The 16,130-nt window shown below is 69.2% G+C and carries 11 protein-coding genes; 7 read left to right on the top strand and 4 right to left on the bottom strand.

The window, feature by feature from the left end; all coding sequences use genetic code 11:
• Positions 1–61 precede the first annotated feature (61 nt).
• Entirely contained in the window at positions 62–586 is a 525-nt protein-coding gene (locus tag AC5QAB_RS02755; protein WP_197561946.1) for a hypothetical protein, read from the bottom strand.
• Between the two features lie 130 nt (positions 587–716).
• Between AC5QAB_RS02755 and AC5QAB_RS02750 the strand changes: the two genes are divergently transcribed.
• Both AC5QAB_RS02750 and AC5QAB_RS02745 read left to right on the top strand, forming a co-directional pair.
• Positions 717–2,873, top strand: a complete 2,157-nt coding sequence (locus AC5QAB_RS02750) for a RelA/SpoT family protein (protein ID WP_197561945.1) — start codon at positions 717–719, stop codon at positions 2,871–2,873.
• A 30-nt stretch (positions 2,874–2,903) separates the two neighbouring features.
• A complete protein-coding gene (locus AC5QAB_RS02745; protein ID WP_495233142.1) occupies positions 2,904–4,469 on the top strand; it encodes a hypothetical protein in 1,566 nt (521 codons plus the stop codon).
• On the opposite strand, the gene AC5QAB_RS02740 is transcribed toward AC5QAB_RS02745, so the two are convergent.
• The gene (locus AC5QAB_RS02740; protein ID WP_075075735.1) at positions 4,466–6,565 is read right to left on the bottom strand and encodes a glycosyltransferase; all 2,100 of its coding nucleotides are present in this window, start codon (positions 6,563–6,565) and stop codon (positions 4,466–4,468) included. The two genes, AC5QAB_RS02745 and AC5QAB_RS02740, sit on opposite strands and share 4 nt — an antisense overlap.
• Before the next feature lie 96 nt (positions 6,566–6,661).
• On the opposite strand from AC5QAB_RS02740, the gene mrcB reads away from it, so the two are divergent.
• The 4 genes from mrcB to tsaB all read left to right on the top strand — a co-directional run bounded on the left by mrcB (position 6,662) and on the right by tsaB (position 12,993).
• On the top strand, positions 6,662–9,100 hold the full coding sequence (gene mrcB / locus AC5QAB_RS02735) for a penicillin-binding protein 1B (RefSeq protein WP_032958979.1): 2,439 nt from the start codon (positions 6,662–6,664) through the stop codon (positions 9,098–9,100).
• On the top strand, positions 9,097–9,633 hold the full coding sequence (locus tag AC5QAB_RS02730) for a hypothetical protein (RefSeq protein ID WP_014648099.1): 537 nt from the start codon (positions 9,097–9,099) through the stop codon (positions 9,631–9,633). Before mrcB ends, AC5QAB_RS02730 begins: the two co-directional genes overlap by 4 nt.
• A gap of 588 nt (positions 9,634–10,221) precedes the next feature.
• Positions 10,222–12,270, top strand: a complete 2,049-nt coding sequence (yoaA, locus tag AC5QAB_RS02725) for a DNA repair helicase YoaA (protein ID WP_134809193.1) — start codon at positions 10,222–10,224, stop codon at positions 12,268–12,270.
• 9 nt (positions 12,271–12,279) lie between these two features.
• Complete coding sequence (tsaB, locus tag AC5QAB_RS02720; RefSeq protein WP_100450480.1) at positions 12,280–12,993, top strand: tRNA (adenosine(37)-N6)-threonylcarbamoyltransferase complex dimerization subunit type 1 TsaB; 714 nt, start codon at positions 12,280–12,282, stop codon at positions 12,991–12,993.
• A 653-nt stretch (positions 12,994–13,646) separates the two neighbouring features.
• Here tsaB and AC5QAB_RS02715 read toward each other — a convergent pair.
• Together AC5QAB_RS02715 and gshB are read right to left on the bottom strand one after the other, a co-directional pair.
• On the bottom strand, positions 13,647–14,531 hold the full coding sequence (locus AC5QAB_RS02715; protein ID WP_014648095.1) for an energy transducer TonB family protein: 885 nt from the start codon (positions 14,529–14,531) through the stop codon (positions 13,647–13,649).
• Positions 14,531–15,478, bottom strand: coding sequence for a glutathione synthase (gene gshB / locus AC5QAB_RS02710; protein ID WP_032959093.1), 948 nt, complete (start codon positions 15,476–15,478; stop codon positions 14,531–14,533). Before gshB ends, AC5QAB_RS02715 begins: the two co-directional genes overlap by 1 nt.
• A gap of 240 nt (positions 15,479–15,718) precedes the next feature.
• Between gshB and pilG the strand changes: the two genes are divergently transcribed.
• Entirely contained in the window at positions 15,719–16,120 is a 402-nt protein-coding gene (gene pilG, locus AC5QAB_RS02705; protein WP_005418455.1) for a twitching motility response regulator PilG, read from the top strand.
• Positions 16,121–16,130: the final 10 nt, after the last annotated feature.

Below are 16,130 nucleotides of genomic sequence, written 5' to 3'. Positions count from 1 at the left end.
CGCCCCATCGGGCGACCATGGCCGCCGGGCATGGATCCGGCACGGCCGGAATGCCCGGGCGTTACTTGGTGCGACGAACCTTCGGTTGCACGTTCACCCCGTCCACCTTCATGTACCAGGCGCCCATCACGCCCGGGCGCATGCTGACGTTCGGCGCTTCCTTGCGGCCACCGGAATAGTGCGTGGCGTCTATCTGCTCCCACTGCTGGCCGTTCTGCAGCACGTAGCGGCGGCCTTGGCCGAAGCCACGGAATTCGCCCTGCAGGGTGCTTTCGATCGGTTCGCTGCTGCCGAAGTCCAGGAAGCCGCGGTTCTTCTTGATCACTTCCTGGCGGCCTTCTTCGCGCGCTGCGGCGACGGCCTGGGTGGTGGCCGCCTCGACCTTGCCCTGCAGCCAGCGGTTGAGCGTGGCCAGTTCAGCGGCGCTGAGCTTGTCCAGGCCGGCGGCCTTGAACTCGGCGGGCGACATCTGCTGCTGCAGGTCGCCCTCCACCACGCGCTGGGCCAGCGCAGGCGCGGACAGGGACAGCAACACGGCGGCACAGGCCAGCAGCCGTGGACGGACGCGCAGGGCAATCGAAGGCATGGCGGGTCTCTCCTGGATGTGTTGGCGAGTGTAGCGGCATGTCTTCATGCCGGGTGATGGTGGCCGCAGTGATTGTCCCTGAACGGCACCGGCGCTAGTGTAGGGGCCTCTGTCTTGCCTGCTCGATGCTGTGAACCGCGCTTCCGTCCCTGGCCTGGATGCCTTGTTGAACCGTCCCTCGGCAGCGGTGCTGCCTGCTCCGCTGCGCCAGGCCCTGCGCGAGCATTGGGAAGCGCCCGATTGCGACCACCAGATGCGTGCCACCTGGTCGGTGCTGGGCGATACCCTCGATGCGCTGGCGATGCTCTCGGCCGACGAAGGCGCAGTGGTGGCAGCATTGCTGTTCGACCTGCCGGGCCTGCGCGCCAGCCTGGACCAGCTGCCGCTGGGCAGCCACCAGGCGGCGGTGATCGGCCTGCTCGACGGCCAGGATGCGGCCGACCCGGTGTGGGCGCTGCACGCCGGCCGTGAGGCCGGACGCAACAGCGAGGGCCTGCGCCGGCTGCTGCTGGCGATCATCCGCGACCTGCGCGTGGTGCCGATCCTGCTGGCGCGCCAGCTGGCGCGGATGCGCGCGGCCGACAAGCTGGACGACGAGCAACGCCGCGCGCTGGCCCAGCTGACCCGCGACATCCACGCGCCCCTGGCCAACCGCCTGGGCATCTGGCAGCTGAAGTGGGAGCTGGAGGACCTGGCGTTCCGCCACCTGGAACCGGAAACCTACCGCCGCATCGCCCGCGAGGTGGACGAAACCCGCATCGCCCGCGAGCGTTACGTCGAGAACGTCAAGAAGGTGCTGTCGCGCGAGCTGGTCGCCCAGGGCATCAAGGCCGAAGTCAGCGGCCGCCCGAAGCACATCTACAGCATCTGGCGGAAGATGCAGAAGAAGCGGCTGGCCTTCGACCAGCTGTATGACATCCGTGCGGTGCGCGTGATGGTCGACGACGTCGCCGCCTGCTACGCCGCGCTGGGCGTGGTGCACGCGCTGTGGGCGCCGGTACCAAGCGAGTTCGATGATTACATCGCACGCCCGAAGGCCAACGACTATCGCTCGCTGCATACCGCCGTGGTCGGCCCGGAAGGGCGCACCATCGAAGTGCAGATCCGTACCCATGAAATGCACTCGCAGGCAGAGCTGGGCGTGGCCGCGCACTGGAAGTACAAGGAAGGCGGCAAGGGCGCGGAGAAGTCCTTCGATCGCAAGATCACCTGGATGCGCCAGCTGCTGGAGCAGGCGCAGGACGGGCAGGGCAATGAACTGGCCGGGGCGCTCGATGCCGAGCTGACCGAGGACCGGGTCTATGCGCTGAGCCCGAAGGACGAGGTGCTGGACCTGCCGCAGGGCGCTACGCCGCTCGATTTCGCCTACCAGGTGCACACCATGGTCGGGCACCGCTGCCGCGGCGCCAAGGTCAACGGCCGTATCGTGCCGCTGACCTATCGCCTGCGCAGTGGCGACCGCGTCGAGATCCTGACCGGCAAGGAGGCCGACCCGCGCCGCGACTGGCTGATGCCGGCCAATGGCTTCCTGGCCAGCAACCGCTCGCGCGAGAAGGTGCGCAGCTGGTTCCACAAGCTGGACCGCGCGCGCAACGTGCAGGCCGGTCGCGAGCTGCTCGAGCGCGAGCTGAAGCGGCTGGGCCTGCAGCACTCGGACCTGGCCATCGCGGCGAAGAAATTCCATGCCGACAGCGTCGATGACCTGTACATCCAGGTGGCGCTGGGCGATACCGGCCCGAACCAGGTCAGCCGGACGTTGCTGGAGGCGGAACGTGCCGCCAGCCAGCCCGCGCCCGCGCCGACCCTGCCGCGGCCGACCGCGCGCCGCGAGAACCTGGGCAAGTCCAAGTTCACCGTGCAGGGCGTGGGCAACCTGCTGGTGCAGCTGGCACGCTGCTGCCAGCCGGTGGCCGGCGAGCCGATCGTCGGCTACCTGACCCGTAGCCGTGGTGTCACTGTGCATCGTGCAGACTGTGCCGCGCTGGCCCGGCTGGCCGCCGCCAGCCCGCAGCGCATCCTGCCGGTGGAGTGGGGCCAGGCCGGTGGCGGCTACGAAGTGGACGTGGTGGTCGACGCGGTCGACCGCCGCTGGTTGCTGAAGGACATCACCAACCTGATCGCCCAGGAAGACGCTTACGTGCTCGACATCCACAGTGACAACGTGCGCAACAGTGGCCGTGCTCATCTGCGGCTTCGGCTGAAGGTCAGCGACTACGGGCAGTTGTCGACGCTGCTGGGCAAGCTTGATGCGCTGCCGGGCGTGAGCGAGGCGCGTCGCCTCGGCTGAGCTTCACGCTGCCCCGGCTACCCTGCACGCATGGAACGCGAGCCCCCGCATCGCCCGCATGGCGCTGAACATCCTGCGCTGGACCGCGTCCGTCGCGAGGGCCGCTGGTGGTGGCTGCAGGCACGCCATGCGCGCCGGGTCTGGCGCTGGGCGCTGCTTGCGGCGCTGGCCGTGTTCGTGCTGCTGGTCCTGCTGCGCAAGCCGCTGGCCGACTGGTTCTGGGATGAGCCGCAGATCGAACAGCTGCTGGCCGAGGGGGATCGTGCGCTGGCCGCCGGTCGTTTGAGCGATGCCGATGGCAGTGGTGCGCGCGAGCGCTACCAGGCGGTGCTGGCGCTGGACGGTGATCGCCCGCAGGCGCGCCAGGGCCTGGCCAATACCGGCGCGGCAGCGCTGCAACAGGCGCGCGATCGCCTGCACGCCGGTGACCTGGACGGCAGCGCGCAGGCACTGGCACTGGCCCGTGAGCTGCAGGTGCCGCAGGGCGAAGCCGATGCGGTCGCCCGCCAGCTGCAGGCGCGACGCAGTGCCGGAGCCGGTATTGGTGCGTTGTTGGCCCAGGCGCGCAACGCGTTCGCGGCCGGACGCCTGGATGATGGCGACAGCAGTGCGTTGCCCTTGTTCCAGCGCATCCTTGCCCTGCAGCCGGACAACCTGCCGGCGCTGGAAGGTCGCGAAGATGCGCTGAGCGACCTGCTGCTGCAGGCGCGCACGCTGGCAGGGCGCGGAGAGCTGGCCGAGGCGGCCGCGATCCTGCGTCGTGCCCGCCAGTTCGATGCCGGTCATGCCGATCTGCCGGCCAGCGAGGAAGCCCTGGCGCGCGCGGTGGACCAGCGCCTGCGGCAGGCGCAGCGGGCACTGCAACGACAGCAGCTGGACGCCGCAGCCCAGGGTTTCCTGGCAGTGCTTGCGGTGGCGGCCGATGATCCCAATGCCCAGCGGGGGCGTGAGCAGGCGCTGCAGGCGGTGGTCGTGCGCAGCCAGACATCCGCCGACGACTTCCAGTTCGATGCGGCGCAACGCGATGCAGCCCTGGCGGCGGAGCTGGGCGCTTCGCAGGCAATCCGGCAGCAACTGGCACAGCGCCTGCAGCGTGCGCGCCAGGCGCAACAGGCCCTGCAGCAGCCCGCGATCAGTACGGCGCAGCGCGAACGCCAGCTGCGCGACCACCTGCGCAAGATCGAGCGTGCCGAACGTGCAGGGCAGTGGATCAGCCCACCGGGGCACAGCGCGTTCGACGCACTGCGCGAAGCCCAGTCACTGGCCCCCCGCGACACGCGGGTCAAGGCTGCCGCAGCACGCCTGCTGCCCGCCAGTCGCCGCTGCTTCGACGACAATCTGCGGCAGAACCGGGTACAGGCGGCGGGTGCCTGCCTGCAGGCCTGGCAGACGCTGTCACCGACCGCAGCGGGCCTGCCCTCGGCGCGGCTGCGGTTGGCCCAGCGCTGGCTGGCGATCGGCAGCGAACGGCTCGGCAATGGCGACCTGGCCTTTGCCGCGCACGCTTCCGAACAGGCGCGGTTGCTGCAACCGGACCTGTCCGAACTGCCGGCGTTCGAAGACCGCCTGCGTCGCGCCGGTGGACGGGCGGACTAGGCGAAGAACACCCGCTGCACGGTCGCGCGGGCGGCATCAAGTGAGAAATGCTGGGCGACGTTGGCCAGGCCGGCATCGGACAACTGCTGCCACAGCTGTGGATCCTGGTACAGGCGGATCACCGCATCGGCGAAACCGACAGCGTCATCGGCCACCAGCACGTCCTGGCCGGGATGCAGGTGCATGCCTTCCACGGCGCAGGTGGTACCGACCACCGGCTGGCCATGGGCCATGCTCAGGTTGATCTTGCCCTTCACGCCGGCGCCGAACCGCAGCGGCGCAATGGCGATGCGCGCGCCGTCCATGTAGGGCGTGATGTCTTCGACGAACCCGTGCATCTGCACACCGGGCTGGCGTGCGGCCAGTGCCAGCAACGACTCCGGCGCCGCGGCGCCGATGCAGTGCAGGCGCACTTCCGGCAACCGGGCGCGGATGCGGGCAAAGACCTCGCCGATGAACCATTCCATGCCGTCCAGGTTCGGCGGATGACGGAAGCCGCCGACAAACACCAGGTCGCGCCGCTGCTCGAATACGGCGCCGGCACCGGCGACCTCATGCAGGTTGGAGATCAGCTCCACCCGCACCTGCGGCGCATCGGACTGCAGCTGCTCCCGTTCGGCCGCACTGACCAGCACGGTGATGTCGCACTGCTCCATCACGGCCAGTTCGCTGCTGCGGGTACGTTCCGCTGCACGCAGCAGGGTTGCGTCGCCGGCCACTTCGGCACCGCGGCGTTCGCGCAGGTAGTGCAGGTCGACGGTGTCGAACACGGTCCGTGCCTGCGGTGCATAGCGCTTGAGCAGCGGCAGGCATTCGTGGGCGACGTGGTGACGCACCAGCATTGCCACGTCGAAACGCGATCCGTGGCTGCGCAGCCAGCCGGCTACGCTGTCCAGGAAGGGCGCGTACCAGACTTCCACGCCCATCCGTTGCAGCGCTTCGGTGGCCGCACCGGCGTGCTCGCGCCGGGTCGGTACGAACACAACGTGGGCGCCGCCCTGCAGCAGCAGGCGGATCAGATTGACCTGGCGCAGTGACCCGGAATCGCGATCCGGTTGCGGTACTTCCTCGTCCAGGATCAGCACCTGGCGCCGGCCGCGCAGCAGCAGCGCCGGAGACGGCACTTCGCCGACCGCCGGATGACGGCCCAGTTCGGTGGCCCAGCGGGCGGCGAAGATGGCCTGGTTGCGTACCTGGTAGGCCTTCACCCCGCTGCCGGTGTCGGTACCGTTGCTGGTGCCTTCGTCGTGGATCACCCGGCTGGCCGGCTGCACCAGCACGCGCAGGCCGTGTGCACGCACGCGGAAGGCCAGGTCGGTGTCCTCGTAGTAGGCCGGCTTGTAGCGGGTGTCGAAGCCGTCCAGCTGCTGCCAGAGGGCGCGTGGCAGCATCAGCGCCGCGCCCGAGCAGTAGTCGACGTCGCGCAGGCTGGCAAAGCGCGGATCATCGGCGGCCTCGAAGCGGCCGTAGCTCCAGCCACTGCCATCGGCGAAGATCACCCCGCCCGACTCCTGCAGGCGGCCATCCGGGTACAGCAGCTGGCTGCCGACCAGACCGGCGTCGGGCACGCTGCCGAAGGTGTCCAGCAGGGCGTCGAGCCAGCCCGGCTGCGGCACCGTATCGTTGTTCAGCAGTACCACGTAGCGGCCGCGTGCGCGCGATACACCGTCATTGCAGGCTTCAATGAAGCCGCCGTTGTGCGCACGCACTTCATAGCGCAGCCCGGCCACCTGCGGCATCCACTGCACGGTGGCATCGCTGCTGCCGTCATCCACTACCAGGATCTCGCACGCGGCGGCCGGCGGGTGCGCCGCCAGGGCGCGCAGGCAGGCCACGGTGTGGGCGACGTGGTTGTAGACCGGGATGACGATGCTCACCTCCGGCGACTCGCTGAACGGCACCGTGAAGGGGGCGAAATCCTGCGCTGGCGGCAGGAACAGTGGCGTGCGCGGGGCGGGGACGGCGCGCTGGGCATGCACGCGGATGCGTTGCCAGGTGGCACGCCAGCCACGGGTGCGCAGGCTTGCCAGGCTCCGGCGGGCCAGGCCCGACAGGCGGTTGATCAGGTATCGGATCTCGGCCAGGGACATCGCCATCCGGTTGCAACTCCAGCTTAAGCAGGGGAACCCGGGAGAATTCGCCAGCCGCAGCGGCTGGGGTAGACTCGCCAGACCCTACATTCTCGCATTCCCGTGCCCCGACGCTACGATTCCGACGACATCGACGATTCCGACGACGACCAGCAGGACAACGGTCCGCTGTGGCGGCGCCGGCTGATCACCTGGAGCATGGCTGCGGTCGCGTTGGGATTGGGTTTCCTCATTCCCTATACGCTGTACCTGAACCAACAGGTGACCCAGCGTTTCGGTGAACTGCGCTGGCAGATCCCGACGCGCGTGTACGCGCGCCCGCTGGTGCTCACCCCCGGCAAGGCGATGGATGCGTCTACGCTGAAGACCGAGCTGGCCGCCTCTGCCTACCGCGATGACGGGCAGGGCAAGGAGCCGGCCACCTATGCGGTGAACGGCGGGCGCTTCGTCATCTCCAGCCGCGGCTTCAACGACGTTGACGGCCGGGTGGCCCCGCGCCGGGTGGAGCTGTCGCTGGCCGACGGCGGCGTGGCCTCGCTGCGCGACGCCGACAACCGCAAGGCGCTGAAGGCCGCGCGGCTGGATCCGGCGCGCATCGCCACCCTGTACGGCCAGAAGCAGGAAGAGCGCCGCCTGATCCGCATGGACGAGGCGCCGGACCTGCTGGTGACTGGCCTGCAGGCGGTGGAGGACAAGGACTTCAACCGCCACCACGGCATCGACCTGTCCGGCATCGCGCGCGCGGTGTGGGTGACGATCCGTTCCGGTGGCCAGAGCCGCCAGGGCGCTTCGACGCTGACCCAGCAGCTGGCCCGCAGCGGCCTGCTCGGCATCGGCAAGGAGCAGACGGTCACCCGCAAGTTCAATGAGGTGCTGTACGCACTGATCATGGAAGCGCGTTATGACAAGCGCACCATTTTCGAGGCCTATCTCAACCAGGTGTACCTGGGCCAGCGCGGCAGCCAGGCGATCCATGGCATGTCCTCCGGCGCCGAGTTCTGGTTCGGCCGTGACCTGCAGTCGCTGGAGACCGAGCAGATCGCACTGCTGATCGGCCTGGTCAAGGGGCCGTCCTTCTACGACCCGCGGCGCAACCCGGAGCGCGCGCTGGATCGCCGCAACTTCGTGCTGGGCAAGCTGCACGAGGCCACGCTGATCGACGATGCCGAGTACCAGCGCGCGCTGAAGGCACCGCTGGGCGTGCCCAAGACGCCGGGCCTGGTGGCAGCCAACCGCTTCCCGGCCTACGTTGACCTGGTCCGCCGCCAGCTCGGCCATGACTATCCGGAATCTGCGCTGCAGGGCGCGGGCCTGAGCGTGATGACCGGCATGTCGCCGTCCGCGCAGGCCTATGCCGAAGGCGCGGTGACCCGCACCATCAAGTCGCTGGAAAGCAAGCGCCGCCCCGAGCTGCAGGCCGGCATGGTGCTGACCGACGTGCACAACGGCGACGTGCTGGCGGTGATCGGCAGCCGCGAGGTGTCCGAGGTCGGCTTCAACCGCGCGATCGAGGCGCAGCGTCCGGTCGGTTCGCTGCTCAAGCCGTTCGTCTACCTGCTGGCCCTGGCGCAGCCGGACCGTTACTCGCTGGCCAGCTGGGTGGATGATTCGCCGGTGACGGTGCAGCTCGGCCGCGGCCGCAACTGGAGTCCCGGCAACGCGGACAACCGCAGCCACGGCACGGTGCGCCTGATCGACGCACTGGCGCATTCCTACAACCAGGCCACGGTGCGCGTGGGCATGCAGGTCGGCCCGGAGCGCGTGACCCAGCTGATCCATGTCCTGGCCGGCATCAAGGCTGACGCCAACCCGGCGGTGATCCTCGGCTCGACCGACCAGAGCCCGTACGCGATGGCGCAGCTGTATCAGTTCCTGGCGTCCGGCGGCGAGATCCAGCCGCTGCACGCGGTGCGTGGCGTGCTCGATCCGCAGGGCAAGCTGCTCAAGCGGTACGACAAGACCCCGGCACCGGCGCAGGAAGGCGACTCGATTGCCGCCAACCTGATCAGTGTCGGCCTGCAGCAGGTGGTCGCCAGCGGTACCGCGCAGCGGCTCAATGCCGATGGCCTCGGCCGCCTGCAGCCCGCCGGCAAGACCGGCACCACCAACGATGGCCGTGACAGCTGGTATGCCGGCTACACCGGTGATCACCTGGCAGTGATCTGGATCGGCAACGACCAGAACGCGCAGGCCGGCCTGTATGGCGCCACCGGCGCGATGCGGGTCTGGTCGGGCATCTTCCAGCGCCTGCCGAGCGCGCCGCTGCGGGTCAGCAACAAGGGCCTGGACTGGCAGTCGGTGGCTCCCACCGGCCTCAACAGCACCGATGAAGGCTGCCCCGGCGCGCGTCGTTTCCCGTTCGTGGTGGGCTATGCGCCTGCCTATGCGCCGTGCGCGCCGGCCGCGTCGCCGGAGGGGCAGGGCGAGGCCGACGGCGAGGGCGGTGGCTGGCGCAGCTGGTTCGGCCTGGACCGCAAGCCGGAAGCGCCTGCCGAACCTGCCGCGGCACCTGCCGCCGCCACTCCTCCCCCGAGCCGATGATGCCGATGAACATGCGATCCCTGCTGCAGCCCCTGGCCCTGACCGGCCTCAGCCTGGCCCTGGCCGCCTGCGTGAGCAGCGCACCACCGGTGGTCAAGCCGGTCGATACCACCACGCCGGCGCAGCGCCTGGCTGCGGTGGATGCTGCAGCGGGTCCGGACGACAAGGAATTGTCGGTACAGCCGCTGCGTGATTCGCAGGTGGAAGATCTGCGGGTAACCGCACTGGCACAACGCCAGGCGAACGACCTGGCCGGCGCGGCCAGCAGCCTGGACCACGCGCTGGAGATCGTGGCGGGTGACCCGGCAGTGCTGCAGGAACGTGCCGAACTGGCGCTGCTGCAGGGCCAGTGGGCGCAGGCGGAGACGTTCGCGCGCAAGGCGGTGGATCTGGGCTCGAAGACCGGGCCGCTGTGCCGCCGGCATTGGGCGACGATCGAGCAGTCGCGCCTGGCGCGGGGCGAGAAGGAGAATGCGGTGTCGGCGCATGCGCAGATTGAGGGCTGCACGGTGCCGGGGATCAAGCGGTACTGAATTTCCAGCCAACGGCACAGCCCCTCGTGGCTGGCTGCTTGGCCGAGTAAAGCAAAAGCCGCGCTTGGCCGGGCGGGGTGGGTTCGCGGGGGACGCCGTGAACCCGTCCCTGGGGGCTTGGCCGCGGCATCCATGCCGCGGACACCCCCGCGAACCCACCCCGCCCGGCCTCTGACAGTTCCCGTGTGCGTCCAGCCACGGAAAAGAAAAAGAAAATCAAAAGCGGGTCGCGCGCTGCGCGCACTCGTTGTGGGGTCGGATCCGTTTTCCGCAGCAAAACGGATCCGACCCCTTCTTGTTTCCGTTCCACCCACCGCTTCTGAAAGGGCAGTCGAGCAAGCTCGACGCGACGCCGCGCGTGCATCCGTCACTGGGAAACTGTCGAGGGTGGGGCGGGAGGGGCAGGCAGGACCGTTGGCGCCATGGATGGCGCCATCGAGCCCCCATGGATGGGTTTACGGCGTGTCCTGCCTGCCCCTCCCGGCCTGCCCAGCACGTAAAAATCCAGAGCCATGAACACCGCTGTTGCTGTTGCCTTGGCTTGAAACGGGTGCCGGGCAGCGCCCGGCCGGGTATCCTCTCCCTCTGATGTCCGACCTTGTCCATGCCAGCCGCGAAGCCCTCAGCGAAGGCGGCGCGCTCGCCTCGCATCTGGATGCCTTTGTCCCGCGTCCGGCACAGCTGCACCTGACCGACGCCATCGCCGAAGCGCTGCAGCAGCGCGACCTGCTGCTGGCCGAGGCCGGTACAGGCACCGGCAAGACCTTCGCCTATCTGGTGCCGGTGCTGCTGTCCGGGCTGCGCACCATCATCTCCACCGGTACCCGCGCGTTGCAGGACCAGCTCTACCACCGCGATCTGCCGCGCGTGCGCCAGGCACTGGGCGTTGGCCTGCGCAGCGCGCTGCTGAAGGGGCGCGCGAATTACCTGTGCCGCTACCGCCTGCAGCAGGCGCGGGGCGAACCGCGTTTTTCCAGCCCGGAGCAGGCTGCGCAGTTCCAGCGCATCCTGGCCTGGTCCGGCCGTTCGGAGTTCGGTGACATCGCCGAACTGGAAGGCCTGGCCGATGACTCGCCGCTTCTGCCGATGGTCACTTCCACGGTCGACAACTGCCTGGGTACCGATTGCCCGTTCTGGGACGACTGCTTCGTGGTGCGCGCGCGCCAACGTGCGCAGGCTGCCGACGTGGTGGTGGTCAACCACCACCTGCTGCTGGCCGACCTGGCACTGAAACAGGACGGCTTCGGTGAGTTGCTGCCGGGGGCGCAGGCCTTTGTCATCGACGAGGCGCATCAGCTGCCCGAGTTGGCCGCGCAGTTTTTCGGCGAAGGCTTCGGCATGCGCCCGTGGCAGGAACTCGGCCGCGACTGCCTGGCCGAGGCGCGCGGCGTAGGCGGCGCGCAGTCGGCCCTGCAGGAGCCGGTCGACCAGTTGCAGCAGGCGTTGCTGGCGCTGCGCTCGGCGATGGAGGGGCTGCCGCCACGGGGTACGCAGTGGCGTGCGCTGGCGATGCCACAGGTGCGCGATGGATTCGATACGGTGATGGCCGGCCTGGTGACGCTGGAGCAGGCACTGCAACCGCTGCGCGAGGCGGCGGCGGGTCTGGATGCCTGTCATGCGCGGGCACGCGAGGCGGTGTCGCGGCTGCAGCGCTGGCTGGGCGATGATGAGCCCACCCTCGATTTCGATACCGATCCGGCGGAGACCCCCCGTGCCGCCGATGTGCTCTGGTATGAGCTCACCCCGCGTGGTTTCCGCTGCCAGCGCACGCCGATGGATGTGTCCGGCCCGCTGCGCGAGCATCGCGAGCGCAGCCGCGCGGCATGGATCTTCACCTCGGCCACGCTGACCGTGGGCGGTGGCTTCGACCACATCGCCACGCGCCTGGGCCTGGACGATCCGCACACGCTGGTCCAGCCGAGCCCGTTCAACTGGCCCGAGCAGGCGTTGTGCTACCTGCCCGAAGGCCTGCCCGATCCGGCGGCGCGCGGGTTTGGCACCGCGCTGATCCAGACCTTGCGGCCGGTGTTGCAGGCCTCGCAGGGCAGGGCGTTCCTGTTGTTCGCCTCGCACCGTGCATTGCGCGAGGCCGCCGAGGCACTGCGCGACGGGCCGTGGCCGTTGTTCGTGCAGGGCGAGGCGCCACGCGCGGCGCTGCTGCAGCGTTTCCGCGAATCGGGCAATGGCGTGCTGCTGGGCTCGGCCAGTTTCCGCGAGGGCGTGGACGTGGTCGGCGAAGCGCTGAGCGTGGTGATGATCGACAAGCTGCCGTTCGCGGCACCGGATGACCCGGTATACGAGGCGCGGCTGGAGGCGATCCGCAGCCAGGGGGGCAACCCGTTCCGCGACGAGCAGCTGCCGCAGGCGGTGATCGCCCTGAAGCAGGGCGTTGGCCGCCTGATCCGCAGCGAAAGCGACCGGGGCGTGCTGGTCCTGTGCGATCCGCGCCTGCTCAACCGTGGCTATGGCCGGGTCTTTCTTGAGTCGCTGCCGCCGTTCCGGCGCACCCGCAGCCTGGCCGATGTGCAGGCCTTCTTTAGGCCACAATGGCTGCCCGTGGCCGATGATGCGGGTGCCCCGGCCGCCGTTGCGGCGGGCCCGGAGCCTGCTCCCGGTGCCACGTTCCCCTTGTTCTGACCTGATCCAATGAAACTGCTTGCCTTTGAAACCGCCACCGAAGCCTGTTCCGTTGCCCTGCATGTCGATGGGCAGGTGCTGGAACGCTTCGAGATCGCCCCGCGCCGGCACGCCGAGTTGAGCCTGCCGTGGGCCGAGGCGCTGCTGGCCGACGCCGGCATCAGCCGTCGCCAGCTTGATGGCATCGCCCTCAGTCGCGGTCCGGGTGCGTTCACGGGCGTGCGCCTGGCGATTGCCATTGCCCAGGGCATCGCACTGGCACTGGACCGCCCGCTGCTGCCGGTCTCGACGCTGCAGGTGTTGGCGCTGCGCGCACCGGCGGAAGAAACGCAGATCCTGTCGGCGATCGATGCGCGGATGGGCGAACTCTACGTCGCCCGCTTCGAGCGCGTGGACAGCCTGCCGGTCGCGCGCGATGCCGAGCGCGTCTGCGCGCCGGCAGCGGTGGCGCTGCCGGAAGGGCTGTCGGCCTACGGTGTCGGTACCGGGTTCGCCGCAGCCGAGGGTGCGCTGGTCGCGCAGCTCGGTACAGGTTTGCGCGGATTCGACGCCACGGCATTGCCGCGTGCGTCGGACGTGCTCGCACTGGCGGTGCCGGCGTTCGCGCGCGGCGAAGCCATTGCACCGGAGAAGGTCGAGCCGGCCTACCTGCGCGACAACGTGGCACTGACCCTGGTCGAGCAGCAGGCCGCGCGCGAGGCGAAGGCGAAGGCCAACGGCTGAGCCCCTCGTGACGGGGTTGGTTGATCGCATAAACCAAAAGCCGCGCTTGGCCGGGCGGGGTGGGTTCGCGGGGGACGCCGTGAACCCCGCTCCGCGGTCCGGCCCAGCCGCTGGCGGCTGTGCGTTCGGGCGCTTGCGAAGCAGTGCTTCGCAAGCAAAGCGCCCTCACCCATGGGGGCTTGGCCGCGGCATCCGTGCCGCGGACACCCCCGCGAACCCACCCCGCCCGACCTCTGACAGTTTCCGTGTGCGTCCGCCACGGAAAATCAAAAGAAAATCAAAGTCAAAAGCGGATCGCTTCGCTCGCATCCACGCGTAGCGTGGATGTGTGTCGACCAAGGTCGACACCTACCAACAGCAATGATGCGTCGGGATCTGTCAGAGGCGGGGCGGTATGGGCTTGCAGGACCGTTGGCGCCATGGGCCCGAGGCACGCCTCGGGCGGGTTGGGCAGGACGCTCAACCCCGGTCTTGCCGCGTGCGCAGGACAGCGCACACGAGCAAGGCGCCATCGAGCCCCCAGGGACGGGTTTACGGCGTGTCCTGCAAGCCCATACCGCCCCGCCAAACCCAATATCCCGACCGCTGCTGTTGATGTTGACTTTGACTTTGCTTCCAGCGGGTCCCGGGCCGCAGGCCCGGGCAACAAACCCCTACCGGTCGTCGTGCAGGGTGCCACCCGGCAGGAACACCCAGGTGCGGGTGACCTGCAGGATGTCGATCTCGTCCTCGGTCTTCGGCAGCGGCGGGAATGGCTGCGCAAGCTGCACCACCCGCAGCGCCGCCTCATCCAGCAACGGCGTCCCGCTTGAACGCAGGATCCGGCTGCTTTCCACGCTGCCATCGCGGCGCACGCCCACGCTGATCACCACCTGGCCGCCGAGCCGGCGCTGCCGGGCCTCGTCCGGGTAATTCAGGTTGCCGACGCGCTCGGCGCGGTCGACCCAGGCGCGCAGGTAATTGGCGTAGGCATATTCGCGCGTGCTGGCCGACACGAACTTGCGGTTCGGGCGCTTGGCGTACTGCGCCGAGCGCAGGTGCACCTCGGCCGCCAGCCGTGCCATCTCGGCGTCGCGCTGTTCGCGCGCGGTCAGCGGTGCATCCGGTTCGGGCTGCTCCGGTGTCGGGCGTGCCTGCGCCTGGGCCACTGCCTCTTCGCCGTTGCGGCTGCTGACCACCCGCGCCTGCGGCGGGGGCGCCGGCGCGGCCGATTGCTGCTGTTGCGGCACCGGGCTCAGCCCCGCCTGGGCCTGCGGAACGATGCCGGCCTGGTTGTCGCGCGGGCGCTGCGCACGGTCGTGCTCGCCGCCACCTTCCTGGCTGGCGGCGGCAAGGAAATCGGCCTGCTTCGGGGTCAGTGCGGTGCGGGTCTGGCTGAAGATCACCTCCAGCGTCGGCACCAGTGGTGCGTCGCCTTTCACCGCAAAACCCACGCCCAGGATCAGCAGGGCGTGGACCACGATCGACAGCGCGATGGTCGCGCCCAGCCGTTGCGCTTCGCGCGCCGGCGGGGGCAGGACGGCAGGTGCGGCCGCCATCAGCGCAGGCCGGCCTCGAGCGCGTCGAACAGGGTGCCGGCGATGTTCAGGCCGTACTGCGCGTCGAGCTCGCGCACGCAGGTCGGGCTGGTCACGTTGACCTCGGTCAGGTAATCGCCGATCACGTCCAGGCCGACGAAGCGCATGCCACGGCGCTTCATCTCCGGGCCAACCTGGCCGGCGATCCAGCGGTCACGCTCGCTCAGCGGGCGCCCTTCGCCACGGCCGCCAGCCGCCAGGTTGCCGCGGAACTCGTCACCCTGGGGAATGCGCGCCAGGCAGTAGTCGACCGGTTCGCCGTCGACCAGCAGGATGCGCTTGTCGCCGGCCGTGATGTCGGGAATGAACTTCTGGGCCAGCGCCAGCTTGCGGCCGCCGTCGGTCAGGGTTTCCAGGATCACGTTCAGGTTCGGATCGCCCTGGCCGCTGCGGAAGATCGAGCGGCCGCCCATCCCATCCAGCGGCTTCAGCACGGCCTGGCCGTGCTCCAGCGCGAAGGCCTTCAATGCCTTGGCATCGCGGCTGACCAGGGTCGGCGGGCAGCACTGCGGGAACAGCAGGGCGGCCAGCTTCTCGTTGTAGTCGCGCAGGCCCTGCGGGTTGTTGACCACGCAGGCGCCGGCAGCGGCAGCCACGTCCAGCACCTGCGTGTCATAGATGTACTCGGCGTCGACGGGCGGGTCCTTGCGCATCAGCACGATCTGGCCGGGACCGAACGCGGTACGGCTGAACGCGCCCAGCTCATACCAGCCGGCCGGGTCGTCGCGCACCTGCAGCGGTGCGGTCTGGGCCACCGCCACGCCACCTTCCAGGGCCAGCCCGCCGGGCCGCACGTAGTGCAGGGCATGGCCACGGCGCTGGGCTTCCAGCAACATGGCGAAGGTGGTGTCCTTGGCGATCTTGATGTGGGCGATGGGGTCCATCACCACGATGACGTTCAACGGCATGGGCGCACCTGTCAGGCAAGGCGTTGATGGTAGCGGCAACGCCGGCCGTGCGCCTCCCCGCCGTAGTGCAACGCAGCGTCCGCCTGCCGGCAGCGCAGTCATTGCGAACCCGGTCACGTTCAGCCCGGTGCTACCCCCTGCGCGGCAGGCCGGCCTTGAAGCGGGCGCGGGAAGTGCGATATAGATACGCTTTCGCAGCGGCTCCCGCCAGAGATTGGGCCGTGCGCTTGGGGATAGGCAATGACTGAAAACACGACTGCGGGCGGGGAACTCGCAGGACTCCGGGTGATGGTCATCGATGATTCGAAGACCATCCGCAGGACTGCGGAAACGCTGCTCAAGCGCGAAGGCTGCGAGGTGGTCACCGCCACCGACGGCTTCGAAGCGCTTGCCAAGATCGCAGACCAGCAGCCGCAGATCATCTTCGTCGACATCATGATGCCGCGCCTGGATGGCTACCAGACCTGTGCGCTGATCAAGGGCAACCAGCTGTTCAAGGCGACCCCGGTGATCATGCTGTCGTCCAAGGATGGTCTGTTCGACAAGGCGCGGGGGCGCATCGTCGGCTCGGAGCAATACCTGACCAAGCCTTTCACGCGCGAAGAACTGCTGGGTGCCATCCGCACATACGTCAACGCCTGACCAGGGGGGA

Source organism: Stenotrophomonas sp. YJH_SMC_127, assembly GCF_059372445.1.
The sequence above is the reverse complement of the archived record's forward strand: the minus strand, read 5'-3'. Positions and strand labels throughout refer to the sequence as shown.